Origin of the sequence: Neptunomonas phycophila (assembly GCF_001922575.1) — a bacterium.
GTDB lineage: Bacteria > Pseudomonadota > Gammaproteobacteria > Pseudomonadales > Balneatricaceae > Neptunomonas > Neptunomonas phycophila.
In genome coordinates this window covers 652102-667875 of the sequence record NZ_MRCI01000001.1, presented here as the reverse complement: position 1 = coordinate 667875, position 15774 = coordinate 652102, and the positions used below count along the sequence as shown (strand labels likewise).

Genomic DNA, 15774 nt, shown 5'->3' with positions numbered 1-15774 from the left:
TGTTGGTTATTGAGAAATACCACACCCTCACCAAGGCTTGGGCATGGTAAAGCAGAAACTTAAAACACCGCCAAATCAGTATCGAGAATATCCGTCACCAGCATTTTTCCGGGAGCATGCGTAATACACAGTGGGGGTTTGGCGTTTCGGATAGCCAGCTGAGGCGTTACACCGCAAGCCCAAAAAACTGGCGTCTCTCCCTCGCGTAGCGCTACAGGGTCACCAAAGTCTGGGGCGGCTAAATTGTTGATACCGATAAGGGTTGGATCCCCGAAATGTAAGGGCGCACCATGTGCCTTGGGAAATCGGGTGGTAATTTGGATAGCACGAATGGCATCTTTAGGCACATAAGGTCGCATTGTGACCACTGTATTGCCAAAAAAGCGGCCTGCTGGGACCGTAGGGATACTAGTTTCATACATTGAAACGTTCACACCTTGCTCAATGTTGCGCGGTGTCAAACCCGCTTGAGTCAACGCATGTTCAAATGAAAAAGAGCACCCTAAAACAAAAACTATAAAGTTGTCTTGCCAGAGGTCTTCAATGCTTTCACGACTCTCAACTTTTTCACCATCTCGATAGATACAATACTCGGGAAGGTCAAAGCGCATATCGATATCAGCCCCCAACGAAGGGAGTGCATAGTTACCCATTTCGGAGACGCCAATCAGAGGGCAAGAAACAGGATTAGACTGGCAGTAAAGTAAAAATTCATTGGCGTAATCAGCAGGAAGGATAACTATATTGCCTTGCATAGCGCCGGTTGCTAAACCGCTGGTTGGCCCTCGGTGCTCCCCTTGACGTATGGACAATCGCAAATTAGCAGTTTGTTGCAATAATGGTGTGACCGACTGAGACATATAGGCTTCCTAAATAATGTGTTCGCTTCCTTGCTTATAGAGATTAAGAGTTGACGCTATAAAAAGTCTAATCGTGTTTTTTTGGGTTATTTGATCAATTTTTTTTATCGAATATCAGGATTCTTTATAAAGCTCCGCTATCTCGACCGCTATTTCTGCTGCTTTTTCAGCCACTGGGTTAAACACATCATCCGAGTAAGACGCGGTAAATTTCAAGGCGCTAGGCAGCCAAATAGAACGAATTTTATGGAGTTCTCCGGCGGCCAGCTCTTTGGTAATTAAAATATCAGGGAGGGTAGCAACACCTACGGCATCAATGGTTAAGCTTCGACATGCCGCGAGTGATGCCGAAGCAAAAAAGCGGGCTGATGGCCCCTCTAAACTACGAAACCTTTGATTAATTTCTGCGTAGGGCTTGGTGTTTCGAGCATACGTAATAATGGGCCACTGAGCTAACTCTTCCAAATAAAGCAGACGACGAGGTAGTTTTAATTGCGGGCTTGCCACCCAAGACAAGGTATACGTACACAAGTCTAAATTAACAATATTGGGTTCAGATATAGGTCCCATTAATAAGCCTAAATCAATCGAATGATCCTTAATTCCCGCAGCAATCGAACTGGTTACATCAACGGTTAGCTCTACATCAAGCTTGGGCATATCAGTATGTATTTTTGCCAAAAAAGCGGGAAGCCAGGTATTGACGATTGTTTCTGATACTCCCAAACGCAATAGCCCTGAATAGGCTGTTGAAACCTCTGCCCGACGGCGCAGCTGCTCAGATTGATACAGAATCTTTTCGATATAAGGCAGCAACTCTTTTCCTTTTGGCGTGAGCGCTATCGGACTAGAACCTCCTTCCCGTGTAAAAAGCTTAACGCCAAGCTCTGATTCAAGTGCTGAGATGCGAGCGGAAATTGCTGGTTGCGTTGTATGCATCAACTCCGCCGCTTTGCGAAAGTTACCTAACTTAGCTACCCGAATAAAAGTTTCTAGACGTTTGTAATTCACATTGAGGTCTCCTATTTACTCAGCCAGATTAACACCCTTCACATGATCGACAAGTACTGAATAGACAAGGTTTCTCTACTTAACGTCTACCATTTGGCTACTAATCTCATAGCTCCGTTTGTATGCTTGGTTTAAGATAGCTTCATGCAAAGTACAATTAATCGTCAAAAAACTGCACTGACTGTCTCGCAGCTCAACCGTGAAGCTAAGTCATTGTTAGAATCATCCTTTTTCCAGATCCGAGTGCTTGGCGAGCTATCCAGCTTTTCCCGCCCTGCATCTGGCCATTGGTATTTCACACTCAAAGATGACCGCGCACAGGTTCGCTGCGCCATGTTTCGTAATCGCAATATGAGTGTGCGTTTTTCGCCTAAGGAAGGCGATCAAGTCATCATCACGGGTAAAGTTAGCCTGTACGAAGGCCGTGGCGACTTCCAGCTCATTGTTGATTCAATGGAATCCGACGGCGAAGGTAAACTACAGCAAGCCTTTGAGGCCTTAAAAGCCAAGTTATCTTCGGAGGGGCTTTTTAGCTCGGCTCACAAAAAAAGTATCCCCTCGCACCCAAACCATTTGGCGGTGATCACCTCTCCAACCGGTGCAGCCGTACACGATATATTAAGCGTGTTAAAACGACGCTTCCCTAGTTTACCCGTCACTATTTATCCATCTGTAGTGCAAGGTAGTGAAGCCCCTCAACAATTAATCCAAGCACTTCAGGCTGCTATTCATCACCAAACGGCTGACTTAATTATTATTGGCCGCGGTGGAGGCTCTCTTGAAGACTTATGGCCTTTCAATGACGAAGCGCTCGCCCGTGCCATCTTCGATTGCCCTATTCCTATCATTAGTGCTGTTGGGCATGAAGTGGACTTTTCGATTTCTGATTTAGTAGCGGATCTACGCGCTCCTACCCCTTCAGCGGCTGCCGAGCTGATCAGCCCGGATCAAGATGCGTTGCGCATCCAAATAGACAGACTCAGTGCGCGCCTCGAAAGGCAACTACGTATATCGCTCAATCAACGCCAAGATCAACTTAACGCTCTGAAAAAACGCTTGCGTCACCCTGGTGAACGTTTAAGGGAGCAGCGCAGTCGACTCGATTTTGCCGAAAAGCGTCTCCATGCGCTGATACAAAAGCAGCTCACCAAAGCACGATACCAAACAGACATAGCGGCCCGTCAACTCGAGCGTCATCATCCAGCGCGTCAAATAGAACACATGCGTGAACGTTTAAACCGAGCTGACGAAAAACTCCGTCGAGCTATGGTTAACCAAACGGATCGTCAGCGCTATCAGCTGGGAAATTTACTCACCCGGCTAAATGCGGTAAATCCTTTAGCTACTTTGGAGCGTGGCTATGCCATTGTGCAAGCGGTAGACGTCGACAAGCGTTCACCCTCCGGTGTAGCGAACGGGCCAGTCATCACCCATGCTAATGACGTTAAAATTGGCGATCAAGTGATTAACCGTTTACGCCATGGCAACCTTATTTGCCGTGTTGAAACAATTAACTCTCAAGAATCGATAAATAGTGATGAAGCAATAACAACTTCACACAATCTGAATTCACCTGCAAACACAGTACGCAACGATAAGGAACCATCATGATCACCCTGCTTTCAGGATTACGTTTTTCAGTCAAAGTTTGGATGCTAAGTGCTGCCGCTCTTATTGCTACGGCTTCAGCAGCCAGTTTGCCTGAAGAGTCACGCACCCCAGGTGGAATTGCGATTATTCCACTAGAAGGCACCGACATGAATAAACGACCGAATGCCTGGTACCGAAGCCACCGGGTGATGGTTACACCAACCCAAGGCACGTATTTGCAGAACAAAGCGCCTTGGGCGGCCGTCATAGGGCTACCACTCAACATAAAACCAGCTGACTCCCAACACATGGTAGCAAACGGCAAAGACTATTATTTTTCAGTGGAGCCTAAAGAATACAAAGCACAATATCTGACGATTAAGAACAAAAAGCACGTTAATCCAGACCCAGCTCAAGTGGAACGCTGGAAGGTAGAAAAAGCGGAAATGACAGCCGCATTTACAGCATGGCGTGACGCTAACCCCATTACCGAATTTATTTTGCCTGCTAAAGGCCGGTTTAGTAGCCCCTTTGGTTTGAAGCGTTTTTACAACAATCAAGCCCGCAACCCACATAGCGGTTTAGATATTGCTGCGCCTCAGGGCGACCCAATTTGGGCACCGGCGCCTGGAGTAGTTACGGCGGTCGGGAACTATTTCTTTAATGGCAATACCGTTATTTTAGATCACGGAAACGGCCTCACGACTATGTATTGCCACATGAGCAAAATCAACGTCAAGGTCGGCGATAAGGTTAATACGCTCGACAACCTTGGCTTGATCGGTAAAACAGGGCGGGTTACGGGTCCGCACTTGCATTGGAGTGTTAGCTTAAACAATACACGTGTCGATCCTTTACTCTTCGTCAAGGAGCATTAAGCCATATCCTGTGGTACGATTTCCCGCTCATTTACTAGTGTTAAGAGTTAATTAATGTCTGAATTAAAGTTTGAAACAATGGAGCAGCACGCCAGCTATGGCATTGGTCGCCAAATGGGCGATCAGCTCGCTCAAAACGGTTTTGAAGGTATCGATCTTAATGCCGTTGCTGCTGGTATTAAAGATGCTTACAACGGCGAAGCATTGGCAGTTGAAGTGGCTGATATCCAAGCCGCGTTTGATGAGCTAAATAAACGCATTCAAGCGGAACGTGAAGCACAAGCCAAAGAAGCGAGCGCAGCCGGCGCCGCATTCCTAGCTGACAACGCTAAGCGTGAAGGCGTTACTGTTACCGAGTCAGGTTTACAATACGAAGTGGTAGAAGCTGGCGATGCGACATCAGCAAAACCAACAGCCGATTCTAAAGTACGTGTGCATTACCACGGCACCTTTACCGATGGCAAAATTTTCGATAGCTCTGTTGATCGCGGCCAACCTGCTGAGTTCCCAGTAGGCGGTGTTATTGCAGGTTGGACAGAAGCACTTCAATTGATGAATGTAGGTGCTAAGTGGCGCTTAACCATTCCTTTTGATTTAGCTTATGGCGCTCAAGGCTCACCAGGTGGCATTCCTCCATACGCTACTTTGGTTTTTGATGTTGAGTTACTCGACATTCTGTAAGCCGTGCCACGACCTAACCTAGGCGTTAAAAATCTGGGTTAGGTTCTTCCAATCAGTTCTGCAATCTATCTCGCGCTTATCTTAGCCTCCCAACCTTGCTCGCCATGAAGGATTTTATCGATGAAACTACACTATCAAACTCTCGGTAACGGCCAACCACTCATTATCTTGCATGGCTTATTTGGGACGTTAGAAAATTGGGGAAGCCAGATCAAGACGCTTAGTGAATCATTCAACGTTATTGCTGTGGATCTTCGTAACCATGGTCGTAGCCCTCACAGTGATGAGATGAACTACTCCGTCATGGCAGACGATGTTATTGAGCTAATGGATGATCTTGGCTTAAAGACTGCTAAATTGATGGGCCACTCAATGGGCGGTAAAGTTGCTATGCAAATGGCATTAAACCACGCTGAACGCATTCAGCAGCTAATCATTGTTGATATCGCACCTGTACATTACGAACGCCATCATGATGATGTGCTTAAAGGTTTAAACACCCTAAACTTGCCTAACATAAAATCTCGTTCAGATGCCGACGCCTCATTAGCTCACTTTATTAGTGATATAGGTGTTCGCGCTTTCTTGCTAAAGAATCTATACCGAAATAGTGAGAAACAGTTTGCCTGGCGTATGAACCTACCCGTGTTAACTCAACAGTATGATGAAATAAGCAAAGCCCCTACAGCATTAGCCGGCGCCCAGTTTACAAAGGACACGTTATTCATCAAAGGGGCTAATTCAGACTACCTCATTGCCGAGTACCAAGCGGCTATTATGGGCTTTTTTCCAAAGGCGAGTTTCAAAATCATCCAAGGAGCAGGCCACTGGCCTCATGCAGAAAAAGCCGTGGCATTTTCGCGGATGGTAATGAGCTTTTTAAGTAAGGAATAAATCAAGCATGGTACTCAGACCGATTTATCGATTACGGAGCCTTCGGGGAACAATTTAGAAAAAGCGCCCGTTTCTACTAACACTGAGTTCATTCGTCGCATCGCCATATTAATGTCGTTGAGGCGCTCGTTAAAAGCTTGAAACTGCTCAGCAACACTGGTTTGCACTTCGTTTTGTTGTTGCTGAGCTTCGTTTAGTGCATCAGCCATGTCTTCATCTTGTTGTGCTTTTTCTTGCTCCACTTCTGAAACAGCTTCATCGTCTGGCTCTTTTACAGTTTCAGTCCCTTGTTCGTTAGATTCTATTCGGAGTATCTCAGCACGCGCTTCTGCCGCCATGGCCCTTGCGTCGGCTGCCACTTGTCGATCAGCCGTAGATGGCTCCGCTACCGACAGTGCCGCACGCATAATAACCTCGGCTTTTTCTAATGTTGCTTGCGGATCATCAGCCACGGGGGAAGTATCGATCCGCACTTCACCTTCAACCGCATATTGTTGCCCATCTGGACCTCGTTCATAGCTATACGAAGGGGATGATGCATGCTTCCCCCCAATCGATGCATGTATTTGCTCATGCGTTCGGACTTCGCGATCACGCTCTGCAAGTGCTTTTATCTCGGCTTCGATTTGCAGGTCCGCCTCGGTACTTTCATTAGTGACCGCAGCGCTACCTTGAACTTGGTTAACGGATTCCGCTCCAGAAGCGGCAGTTGAAGACTCACTCGCTCCCGATTCAGGAACACATGAAATGGAATGAGGAGTTACAGGTTTGCCCAACGCCTCGTTTTTCTGGCTGCTGAGCGAACTCGATACCGAATCAACGTCTGGGCGCTTTGTCGCCGAAGAGGATAAGGTGATGGAAGACGACACCTGTGTGATCATCATAATGCCACCCGCTGAACCGTTTTTATGACACTTAGGCGGTTACGCGCGCACATCGATATTGGTACCCAAAACTTCAGAAGCATCAGTTACCACCTTGGTGGTTGCCGCTTCTGTAGTTGGGGTCACTGTGGTTTGTTGAACAGCATTATCAACATCACGCCCGGATGCCATTTCTGCAACGGCCACTTGACCTGTACCTTGTTGATCACCCGAGGCTTTAAGGTTGTTATCGAGATTACGGTTTAAGCCGATCAGACCCGTTTGTAGAGCATTTGAGATATTCATCTGCCGCTCCTTGCTACTATTTAGAAGTTATCAATGTTAGAAATCATCAATGCGCGTTAGAGACTAACTCTAAACACGCCTACCAAAATAAGTGTAGGCAACATACGCCAGTTTACTAGCCGCTGAACATGCAATCTTTTCAAGTTCTGATCAATAAACATACAACTTATAGTATTAACTCATCAGTCTAGCAGCGCTTTGATATCTAAATGCTCAGCCACGCCTTCTGGAGTTACATCACTCAAATGAGGAACCACACCTAATAAAGGAGCATTAAATTTAGTCGTTAATGTTGCTAGGTTTTCATCAAAGCAGCTCATATGTGGGTCAATCGTATTAGCAACCCACCCCACCAGTTGGCAACCATCCCGCACAATGGCCTCTGCGGTTAAGAGTGCATGATTAATACACCCCAGCTTCACGCCTACGACTAAAATGACTGGCATATTTAATAACCGAGGTATATCAGCAAACGTTTCGCGCGCATTCAGTGGGACTCGCCAACCACCAGCACCTTCTACGAGTAAAAAATCACACGGATGCATCATAGAACCACGGCACATGGCCGCTATCCGATCTGCACTGAGCTTTCGCCCTGCTTGTTCGGCTGCTATATGCGGGGCGATAGGCGGCTCGAAAGCAAACGGATTTATTTCTGGATAACTTAATACCTGAGTCGCCGCCGCTTGTAATTTGAGTGCGTCATCATTAGCTAAGCCTTGTTCTGTATCTTCACATCCCGCCGATACGGGCTTGAGACCTATCGTGCGTAAGCCTTGTTGATTCGCTTTAACTAATAGCCCCGTAGACACACAGGTTTTACCGGCATCTGTATCGGTTCCTGTCACAAAAAAATGTCGTTTTGCCATCACGGCTTCCTTAAGGTTAGATAATAAACTTCATAGGTTGCCGGTAAAAAACCGTGCTCATTACGCTGTTGTTCGTACGCATGCTTAAACGCTTTTAGCCGCTGAGGAGCCGTTAAGCCCTTAGATTGCCCGGCATTCATATTGTGCGCTCCCAATGCCTTGAGCTCATGCGTTAACTGCTTTAGCTCCGCATACTGAAGCACTGTGTTCGCTACCTTTACTTCACAGGTAAGCGAGGATGCTGCAGCCATTGCGTTAATCAATTCCGGAAGATCCGTAAACTGGTTGACGTGGGTAAATGAATCAACACAGGCCCACGCTTCACGCAACTCATACAGTGTATGGGGGCCAAGCGTTGCGATGTGCGCTTCCCCACCCGACACTAAAACGCGTTCTATTTCCTGAAACAGCGCTGGGTAATTTTGACACCACTGAATGGCTAAGCTGGAAAACAAATAATGAACTGCATCACTGGCAAGTGGCAATTGTTCCGCATCACCACATACCCAATTAACCGGCGCGAGCGCACGCATATTGCGGGCGTGGGTTAGCATTCCATGAGCTAAATCAACGGCAGTAACAGCGCCCAATTTAACCGGAGCAACGCATCTATTGACTAAGTATTCGGTAAAATACCCTGTACCACAGCCTAAATCGCACACGTTCGCGTCCGCCGGAAAGACAGCTGGCAATTGCGTTAACAATTGATGACCTATATCACGCTGCAAAGCCGCTACGCTGTCATAGGTGCTAGCGGCCTTACTAAATGATTCAGCAATACGCTGCTTGTTGATAGCTTGCGACTGATTATCCATTACAACACGCTCTTACACTGGCATTGAGCCGCAAACTGCCAAACATATTGCACAAACTGATCAGGATTACTCAAAAACGGCAGGTGCGCTGACTGATCAACCGTCCGTATTTGATGATGAGGATAGCTTTCTGCCAAAGCTTCCCTTAACGCGATAGGAACCAACGTATCTTCTGTACCTAACACATGCAAAATAGGCTGCTGAAGTTGATGTAAAACTGGGCGGTTGTCGCAGGCCAGTAACCTTAAGGTTTCACTCAGTTGCGCTGGTGCCGCTTCCGATAACAACTTTTTGATCCTCGTTAGCAGGACGCGTGCATTGGGGTCACCTTTAACTTGCAATAACGCAAAGCGCTGCAACACTTTATCTGGATTTTCTTGGAGTGCCTCGGAAAATGACTGATAAGTCGATTCTGGCATAGCCGTCGGCCAGTCTGGTCGTTCTACAAAACAAGGATTCGAGGCCACTAATATCGCCCCCGTAATATTCTCTGGGTAATCAGCAGCTAGCTGTACTGCCACATTACCTCCTAACGACCAGCCCACAATCATGGCTTTATCAGTCAAAACGGGGGTTAAAGCTTCAAAAAGTTGGCGCGACAAACCAGCCAACGTCAAACCATTTGATGCGAGGGCGGGTTCAGATTGTCCAAGCCCGGGCAAATCAGGTATGACCACCCGAAAGTGCTCACTCAGCTGACTCACTATAGGGTCGAAGATTTCCCCCGTCATTCCCCAACCGTGAAGTAAAACTAACAGTGGATGCTGCACATCACCTGCCACTCTGATATGAACACCGCCCTCTACAACCACCTTCATACAGCAACCTCTGATAACGCCTCAAGTAATTGCGTAACCTGTGCCTCAGTGTGCGCCGCCGTTAACGTCACCCGTAACCGTGCACCCCCTTGTGGAACCGTCGGGGGCCGAATTGCCGTTAACCAAATCCCTTTTGCTTTCAACGCGGCGCTAACCTGTAGCGCTTTTTCTGAATCACCTATCAAGATCGGCTGGATTGGCGTTGGGGAATCCATTAGCTCTAAGCCAAGTTGCTGGCAACCTTTACGAAACTGATCAATTAGTAACGCAAGATGCTCTCGCCGCCATTGTTCTTTGATAACTAACTGCAAACTGACCCGCGTTGCAGCCGCTACTGCAGGTGGCATACTGGTGGTGTAGATATAACTACGAGCGTGTTGAATTAATGTTTCTATAAGCGCCTCATCGCCTGCAACAAAAGCGCCATAAGTACCAAAAGCTTTGCCGAGTGTTCCCATTAATACTGGGAGATGATCAGTATCCAATCCAAAGTGCTCAGCACACCCTCCTCCGGTTGGGCCTAATGTTCCAAATCCATGCGCATCATCAACCATCACCCACGCTTTAGCTGCTTTAGCCGTTTCACATATCGCGGGTAAATCCGCCACATCGCCATCCATGCTAAATACGCCATCGGTGACAACTAGGGTACGACGGGCCGTTTCGCAGCGGCTTAAGCGCTGCTTTAAGCTGCCAATATCATTATGTAAATACCGCTGAAAGCGGGCGCCACATAACAAACCGGCGTCCAGTAGCGAAGCATGATTAAGCCGATCATGAAGAACAGCATCTTGCTTATCTAATAACGCATTGATCACACCAATATTGGCCATATAGCCGTTCGAAAAGAGTAGGGCTCGTTTTCGCCCAGTAAAAGCAGCCAGCTCTTCTTCCAGCGCATGATGATGCACGCTATGTCCACTCACTAAATGCGATGATCCGCCACCCACTCCATATTCATTGGCTGCTTGCTGGAACGCTCGGATTAACTCAGGATGATTAGCTAAGCCAAGATAATCATTAGAGCTAAAGGCTAAATAGGATTGGCCATCAATAACCGCTTCTGGTTGCTGAGGACTTTGTAGCAATGCGCGTTGGCGATACAGAGCATCGCTACGACGCTGATCAAGTGAGGCTTGTAACTGATCGAATGACATCGAACATAACCTAAAAAGAAACCGACAGGGGTATTAGCTATCCAACGGCACAGCAAACACCCCCGTGGCTGTAGATGATGGCATTAAGCTTCGTAAAAATGCGAGCTGTCTTGCTGTTTTTGTAACGTATTGATAATCGCTGCTTCTTGCGCTTGATCATCTTCTTCTATCCGCTGCTCAGGATTAATACCCAAGCGTTTGAACAGTTGCAAATCACGGTGTGTTTCTGGATTTGGTGTCGTTAATAAGCACTCGCCGTAGAAAATAGAATTAGCACCGGCAAAAAAGGCCATCGACTGCATTTCATCAGACATTTTCTCCCGACCTGCGGACAAACGCACATGGGAAGCTGGCATCATAATTCGTGCTACAGCGATTGTGCGGATAAAATCCAGCGGGTCCAAGTCATCCACATTCTCTAGCGGAGTACCTTTCACTTTCACTAACATATTGATAGGAACAGACTCTGGCTGAACATCCATATTCGCTAGCTGGCGCAATAAACCTATACGGTCGGTCGCGGTCTCACCCATTCCCAAAATACCACCGCTACAGATTTTCATACCCGAATTACGTACATTACTTAAGGTATCAAGGCGGTCTTGAAATGAACGAGTAGTGATGATTTTGTCGTAAAATTCAGGAGAGGTATCAAGGTTGTGGTTGTAATAATCAAGACCAGCATCAGCTAATTGCTCAGCCTTATCTTCGGTCAGCATTCCCAACGTCATGCAGGTTTCTAAACCTAATGCCTTGACTTGCTTAACCATCTCAACCACATAGGGCATATCTTTGTCTGCGGGGTGCTTCCAAGCGGCCCCCATACAAAAACGGGTGGAGCCTGACGCTTTCGCTTGCTTGGCTTTCTCGATGACTTTTTCAACTTGAAGCAAACGCTCTTTTTCTAAGCCCGTATTGTAATGTCCACTTTGTGGGCAATATTTACAATCTTCTGGGCAAGCACCAGTCTTGATAGAGAGCAATGTGCTCACTTGCACTTCATTGGGGTTAAAGTGCTGACGATGAACAGTCTGTGCTTGAAATAATAGATCATTAAACGGCTGATCAAACAGGGCTTGAACCTCTGCGACTGTCCAGTCATTACGAATTGGTGCGGCGTTGTTCATTGTCTTGCTCCGTTGGTGTTCAGCTTGGCTTGAGCACTATAGAAAACCTTAGTCTGATTAAAATGCTGCTAAGCCAAGCACACTCTATTTTAAGTCGTGCGTATATAGACCCATCATAATTCGACAGAAGGAACTGTCAACCAATGTTATCTATATTTAAAAACATCTGTATAAAAAACAAACAGAAATGTCTGCTATGCTCCTTGCCGCACGCTCAAGATAGCGAGCTGTGTAGACCATGCCTAGAGGACCTACCTTGGGCAAACCTTACTTGCTTCCAATGTGGTTTGCCATTGAATGCACAGCGCTCAGGGTATTTATGTGGGCAATGTTTGCAGCACCCTCCTCCCTATACAAATACGACAGCAGCCTTTTTATATTTATTTCCTATCAATGCGTTACTACCTCGCTTAAAAAGCAGTCGAGGCTTGCATCATCACCACTGGATGACCGACTGCCTCATCCGACAAATTAACAATCGACATCAAGCATTACCGGAGATTTTGATCCCGGTACCTATTCATATTACGAGACGCATTACCCGAGGTTTTAATCAATCAGAATGGATATGCCGACACTTGAGTCAATCTCTACACATCCCGACAGACTATGTATCACTTACCAAAGTAAAAGCCTCACAAGCACAGGCACAGCTAGACAGCTTTAACCGACGCCGTAACCTGAAAGCGCATTTCCGTTATCAAGGCCCTGCTTATTCCCATGTGGCCGTGATAGATGATGTAATGACGACAGGTACTACAGCGGCCGCCATTGCCAAGACTCTCCTTTTAGCAGGAGTACAGCAAGTCGATATTTGGGTTTTAGCTCGCACACCTGAGCCTGACTTTCTCGATTAAAGAATATGATAGGCGGACCTATTAGAAGATCCAGGAAGCCTTTAAAAACAGACGGATATAACAACACTCCTTTGCGTATAATGGCTGCCAGCAAAGCAGCCGCACTGCTACAATGCCCCGACATAAGAACCTACAAAGGATGAGTCATGATTACGGATCCGTTTTTTTATGCGGTTGCTATTCCAGCGGTACTAATTACGGCAATATCAAAAGGCGGATTTGGCGGAGGCCTTGGGCTAATAGCGGTCCCCATGATGGCCTTAGTTATCGCACCTCAACAAGCAGCAGCCATACAACTTCCCATACTGTGTTTAATGGATATCGTAGGTATTTGGAAATTTAAAGGCTCGGTTAATAGAAGTCTTTTATTACAACTACTACCCGCCGCCGGTATCGGTATTGTGTTGGGAGCACTTACCTTCAAGTATCTAACAGCAGATCATATACGCATTATTGTAGGCGGCATCTCTCTACTATTTGCATTAAATTTTTGGTTTAAGCCCCAAAACCGCCCAGCTAAAAAACCAAACAAAGTTGCCGGTTCGTTATGGGGGGCGTTAGCAGGCTTTACCAGTTTTGGTATCCATGCCGGTGGTGCGCCGCTGAATGCCTATTTACTACCTTTACGCTTACCTCGCGCTGAGTATGCTGGCACAACTATTATCTTTTTTACGGCCATCAATTTTACTAAGCTTGTGCCGTATACCATGCTCGGGCAATTTACTGCTGAAACGTTAACGACATCTTTAGCGTTAGCCGTGCTTGCTCCCATTGGTGTGTTAATGGGCGTGGCTATCCACAAACGAATTGACGACGTGTGGTTCTATAAGGTTTGCTATAGTTTTCTGCTCTTAATGGGTATCAAACTTCTTTATGACGCGTTTACTTAAGGCCAGTGATGAATATTCAACCGATTGCCTTCGTACAGTCTGGATTTAAAGAAAAGTTCGGCATCCCTCGCCAGCCCGGACTGGTTAACACCATGCAGTCACGTATTGTGCTGGAAGCCGCCTATTCGTCACCTGACGCTGTACGCGGACTCGAAGGCTGCAGTCATGTATGGTTGGTTTTTATATTCAGTGAATGCGTAGATAAAGGCTGGAAACCAACCGTACGCCCGCCTCGATTAGGCGGCAATGAACGCCGAGGAGTTTTTGCAACGCGTTCACCTTTTCGCCCAAACCCTATTGGTTTATCAGCAGTCACGCTCGATAGCATTGAAATAATCGGTCAGCAGGTTAGCCTCCTTGTCAGTGGCGCTGACTTAATGGACGGCACTCCCATTGTTGATATAAAGCCTTATGTCCCTTATTCCGATTGTTTACCTGAGGCGCACTTTGCACTGGCTGAAAATTATCAGCCACTCACTCTAGCAGTCAGTTTTGCGCCCGAAGCACAACAACAGCTGAATGAGATAGAGCGTACTCGAGCACTCCCTCTAAAAGCACAAATCACTGAAATTTTACGATGCGATCCTCGCCCAGCCTATCAGCGAGACCCAAACCGTTGTTACGGTATACGATTACATGATTACAATATCCGCTGGTCTATCGATGACATCACGGGAATCTATGTACACACCATCGACCACTGCGCGTAAACTAATACGCACTATTTACGTTACGCCACACGAAATACCTGAGGACATCGAATGAGCAGTTTTGTAAAAGATACGATCACCGACGAGCAAATCCGTTACGATCAAGAACATATCTGGCACCCCTACTCGTCGATGATTAACCCGCCACCAGCCTACCCCGTTGTATCAGCTAAAGGCGTTCGCTTAACGCTATCGGACGGCCGCGAACTGATAGACGGCATGGCTTCGTGGTGGTCAGTTATTCACGGTTACCAGCATCCCGAACTTAATGCCGCGGCTCATGAACAAATCGATACTATGGCGCACGTCATGTTTGGTGGCTTAACACACGAACCTGCCATTGAACTATGCCGCACCTTAGTTGAAATGACTGCCGAGCCTCTACAGAAGGTATTTTTAGCGGACTCGGGATCTGTTGCTGTGGAAGTTGCTATCAAGATGGCAATCCAATACTGGCACGCTGCAGGAAAGCCTCAGAAAAGCAAATTAATCACAATACGTAACGGTTATCATGGAGACACCTTTGGCGCGATGGCCGTTTGTGATCCTGTGAACGGTATGCACGAAATTTTTACCCAAACCCTACCACAGCATTATTTTGCCGACCGTCCAGAAATTGGCTTTTCGAAGCCATGGAATAATCAGGACATCCTATCTTTACAGGCGCTCATCGAAACACACCATGACCACATAGCAGCACTTATACTAGAACCCATCGTGCAAGGCGCAGGCGGAATGCGCTTCTACTCCCCTGAATACCTCAAGCGAGCACGCGCACTATGTGATCAATACGGACTCTTATTAATCGCCGATGAGATTGCTACCGGTTTTGGTCGCACAGGTGAGCTCTTTGCCTGCGACCATGCGGGAATCACACCGGATATTCTTTGTTTAGGTAAAGCTATTACAGGCGGCTACATGACACTAGCGGCCACCCTTACCACATCAGCCATTGCAGAAATGATTTCTTCTGGCGGAGCTGGCTGCTTTATGCATGGCCCCACATTTATGGGTAACCCTCTAGCCTGCTCCATTGCCAATAAAAGTCTTGAATTACTGCTAAACAGTGACTGGAAGTCCAATATTAAGCGCATAGAGACGCAATTAACTCAAAATTTAGCACCGGCAAAATCGATAAAAGGTGTGGCTGATGTTCGTTGTTTAGGCGCAATAGGTGTCATCGAGCTAACTGAACCCGTTAATGCCCAGCGGATTCAAAAAATGCTGGTAGATGAAGGGATCTGGGTACGCCCGTTTGGTAAGCTCGTGTACATAATGCCGCCTTATGTGATAGATAATGATTCACTCGACGCACTGACGCTTGGGCTTGTTCGAGTGGTTAAGCAGTACTTAGATCAATACGAGACTGATTAGAATAGGCTAGTCTTTAAGACACCGCATCCGAACCAAAACTGGATGTCGTGATCAACTGACTACTGTAATTGATT

17 protein-coding genes are annotated in these 15774 nt (G+C 46.8%); 8 read left to right on the top strand and 9 right to left on the bottom strand.

Translation table 11 applies throughout. The features are described 5' to 3' along the window. Positions 1-59 precede the first annotated feature (59 nt). Together BS617_RS03030 and BS617_RS03025 are read right to left on the bottom strand one after the other, a co-directional pair. On the bottom strand, positions 60-860 hold the full coding sequence (locus BS617_RS03030) for a putative hydro-lyase (RefSeq protein WP_075171428.1): 801 nt from the start codon (positions 858-860) through the stop codon (positions 60-62). A 114-nt stretch (positions 861-974) separates the two neighbouring features. Next, positions 975-1871 (bottom strand): LysR family transcriptional regulator, encoded by an 897-nt coding sequence (locus tag BS617_RS03025; RefSeq protein ID WP_075171427.1) that lies wholly within the window; start codon positions 1869-1871, stop codon positions 975-977. A gap of 144 nt (positions 1872-2015) precedes the next feature. Here BS617_RS03025 and xseA point away from each other — a divergent pair, with 144 nt between their 5' ends. The 4 genes from xseA (at position 2016) to BS617_RS03005 (ending at position 5914) form a co-directional block, all read left to right on the top strand. After that, positions 2016-3482 carry an exodeoxyribonuclease VII large subunit gene (gene xseA, locus BS617_RS03020; protein ID WP_075171426.1) on the top strand — a complete coding sequence of 489 codons (1467 nt, stop codon included), beginning with the start codon at positions 2016-2018 and terminating at the stop codon, positions 3480-3482. After that, complete coding sequence (locus BS617_RS03015) at positions 3479-4339, top strand: peptidoglycan DD-metalloendopeptidase family protein (RefSeq protein ID WP_075171425.1); 861 nt, start codon at positions 3479-3481, stop codon at positions 4337-4339. The genes xseA and BS617_RS03015 overlap by 4 nt, the downstream gene beginning before the upstream one ends. Positions 4340-4393: 54 nt before the next feature. After that, on the top strand, positions 4394-5020 hold the full coding sequence (bamJ, locus tag BS617_RS03010; protein ID WP_075171424.1) for a BamJ family beta-barrel-assembly machinery protein: 627 nt from the start codon (positions 4394-4396) through the stop codon (positions 5018-5020). A 120-nt stretch (positions 5021-5140) separates the two neighbouring features. Further along, positions 5141-5914: an alpha/beta fold hydrolase gene (locus tag BS617_RS03005; RefSeq protein WP_075171423.1), complete on the top strand. Its 774-nt coding sequence runs from the start codon at positions 5141-5143 to the stop codon at positions 5912-5914. A gap of 14 nt (positions 5915-5928) precedes the next feature. Here BS617_RS03005 and BS617_RS03000 read toward each other — a convergent pair whose 3' ends face one another. From BS617_RS03000 to bioB, 7 genes are all read right to left on the bottom strand, one after another. Next, a complete protein-coding gene (locus BS617_RS03000; RefSeq protein ID WP_083609916.1) occupies positions 5929-6798 on the bottom strand; it encodes a putative metalloprotease CJM1_0395 family protein in 870 nt (289 codons plus the stop codon). 39 nt (positions 6799-6837) lie between these two features. Then, positions 6838-7083, bottom strand: coding sequence for a hypothetical protein (locus tag BS617_RS02995; protein WP_075171421.1), 246 nt, complete (start codon positions 7081-7083; stop codon positions 6838-6840). Positions 7084-7265: 182 nt separating this feature from the next. Continuing rightward, entirely contained in the window at positions 7266-7952 is a 687-nt protein-coding gene (gene bioD / locus BS617_RS02990; protein WP_075171420.1) for a dethiobiotin synthase, read from the bottom strand. Further along, positions 7952-8767, bottom strand: a complete 816-nt coding sequence (bioC, locus tag BS617_RS02985) for a malonyl-ACP O-methyltransferase BioC (RefSeq protein WP_075171419.1) — start codon at positions 8765-8767, stop codon at positions 7952-7954. The genes bioD and bioC overlap by 1 nt, the downstream gene beginning before the upstream one ends. Continuing rightward, entirely contained in the window at positions 8767-9585 is an 819-nt protein-coding gene (locus BS617_RS02980) for an alpha/beta fold hydrolase (protein ID WP_083609915.1), read from the bottom strand. Before BS617_RS02980 ends, bioC begins: the two co-directional genes overlap by 1 nt. Then, on the bottom strand, positions 9582-10742 hold the full coding sequence (gene bioF, locus BS617_RS02975; RefSeq protein ID WP_075171418.1) for an 8-amino-7-oxononanoate synthase: 1161 nt from the start codon (positions 10740-10742) through the stop codon (positions 9582-9584). The genes BS617_RS02980 and bioF overlap by 4 nt, the downstream gene beginning before the upstream one ends. 83 nt (positions 10743-10825) lie before the next feature. Then, positions 10826-11869 carry a biotin synthase BioB gene (gene bioB / locus BS617_RS02970; protein ID WP_075171417.1) on the bottom strand — a complete coding sequence of 348 codons (1044 nt, stop codon included), beginning with the start codon at positions 11867-11869 and terminating at the stop codon, positions 10826-10828. Between the two features lie 143 nt (positions 11870-12012). Between bioB and BS617_RS02965 the strand changes: the two genes are divergently transcribed. From BS617_RS02965 to bioA, 4 genes are all read left to right on the top strand, one after another. Beyond that, positions 12013-12726, top strand: coding sequence for a ComFC family protein (locus BS617_RS02965; RefSeq protein ID WP_075171416.1), 714 nt, complete (start codon positions 12013-12015; stop codon positions 12724-12726). A gap of 146 nt (positions 12727-12872) precedes the next feature. Next, the gene (locus BS617_RS02960) at positions 12873-13616 is read left to right on the top strand and encodes a sulfite exporter TauE/SafE family protein (protein WP_075171415.1); all 744 of its coding nucleotides are present in this window, start codon (positions 12873-12875) and stop codon (positions 13614-13616) included. An 8-nt stretch (positions 13617-13624) separates the two neighbouring features. Further along, positions 13625-14326, top strand: coding sequence for a tRNA (N6-threonylcarbamoyladenosine(37)-N6)-methyltransferase TrmO (gene tsaA / locus BS617_RS02955; RefSeq protein WP_075171414.1), 702 nt, complete (start codon positions 13625-13627; stop codon positions 14324-14326). A gap of 51 nt (positions 14327-14377) precedes the next feature. Continuing rightward, positions 14378-15700: an adenosylmethionine--8-amino-7-oxononanoate transaminase gene (bioA, locus tag BS617_RS02950; RefSeq protein ID WP_075171413.1), complete on the top strand. Its 1323-nt coding sequence runs from the start codon at positions 14378-14380 to the stop codon at positions 15698-15700. Positions 15701-15774: the final 74 nt, after the last annotated feature.

Coding starts and splice junctions, on each gene's coding strand:
- BS617_RS03015 (WP_075171425.1), top strand. CDS start 3,479: ATGATCACCCTGCTTTCAGGATTACGTTTTTCAGTCAAAGTTTGGATG.
- BS617_RS03030 (WP_075171428.1), bottom strand. CDS start 860: ATGTCTCAGTCGGTCACACCATTATTGCAACAAACTGCTAATTTGCGA.
- xseA (WP_075171426.1), top strand. CDS start 2,016: ATGCAAAGTACAATTAATCGTCAAAAAACTGCACTGACTGTCTCGCAG.
- BS617_RS02965 (WP_075171416.1), top strand. CDS start 12,013: ATGTTATCTATATTTAAAAACATCTGTATAAAAAACAAACAGAAATGT.
- BS617_RS03000 (WP_083609916.1), bottom strand. CDS start 6,798: ATGATGATCACACAGGTGTCGTCTTCCATCACCTTATCCTCTTCGGCG.
- BS617_RS02995 (WP_075171421.1), bottom strand. CDS start 7,083: ATGAATATCTCAAATGCTCTACAAACGGGTCTGATCGGCTTAAACCGT.
- bioC (WP_075171419.1), bottom strand. CDS start 8,767: ATGGATAATCAGTCGCAAGCTATCAACAAGCAGCGTATTGCTGAATCA.
- bioB (WP_075171417.1), bottom strand. CDS start 11,869: ATGAACAACGCCGCACCAATTCGTAATGACTGGACAGTCGCAGAGGTT.
- tsaA (WP_075171414.1), top strand. CDS start 13,625: ATGAATATTCAACCGATTGCCTTCGTACAGTCTGGATTTAAAGAAAAG.
- bioF (WP_075171418.1), bottom strand. CDS start 10,742: ATGTCATTCGATCAGTTACAAGCCTCACTTGATCAGCGTCGTAGCGAT.
- bioA (WP_075171413.1), top strand. CDS start 14,378: ATGAGCAGTTTTGTAAAAGATACGATCACCGACGAGCAAATCCGTTAC.
- bamJ (WP_075171424.1), top strand. CDS start 4,394: ATGTCTGAATTAAAGTTTGAAACAATGGAGCAGCACGCCAGCTATGGC.
- BS617_RS02960 (WP_075171415.1), top strand. CDS start 12,873: ATGATTACGGATCCGTTTTTTTATGCGGTTGCTATTCCAGCGGTACTA.
- bioD (WP_075171420.1), bottom strand. CDS start 7,952: ATGGCAAAACGACATTTTTTTGTGACAGGAACCGATACAGATGCCGGT.
- BS617_RS02980 (WP_083609915.1), bottom strand. CDS start 9,585: ATGAAGGTGGTTGTAGAGGGCGGTGTTCATATCAGAGTGGCAGGTGAT.
- BS617_RS03005 (WP_075171423.1), top strand. CDS start 5,141: ATGAAACTACACTATCAAACTCTCGGTAACGGCCAACCACTCATTATC.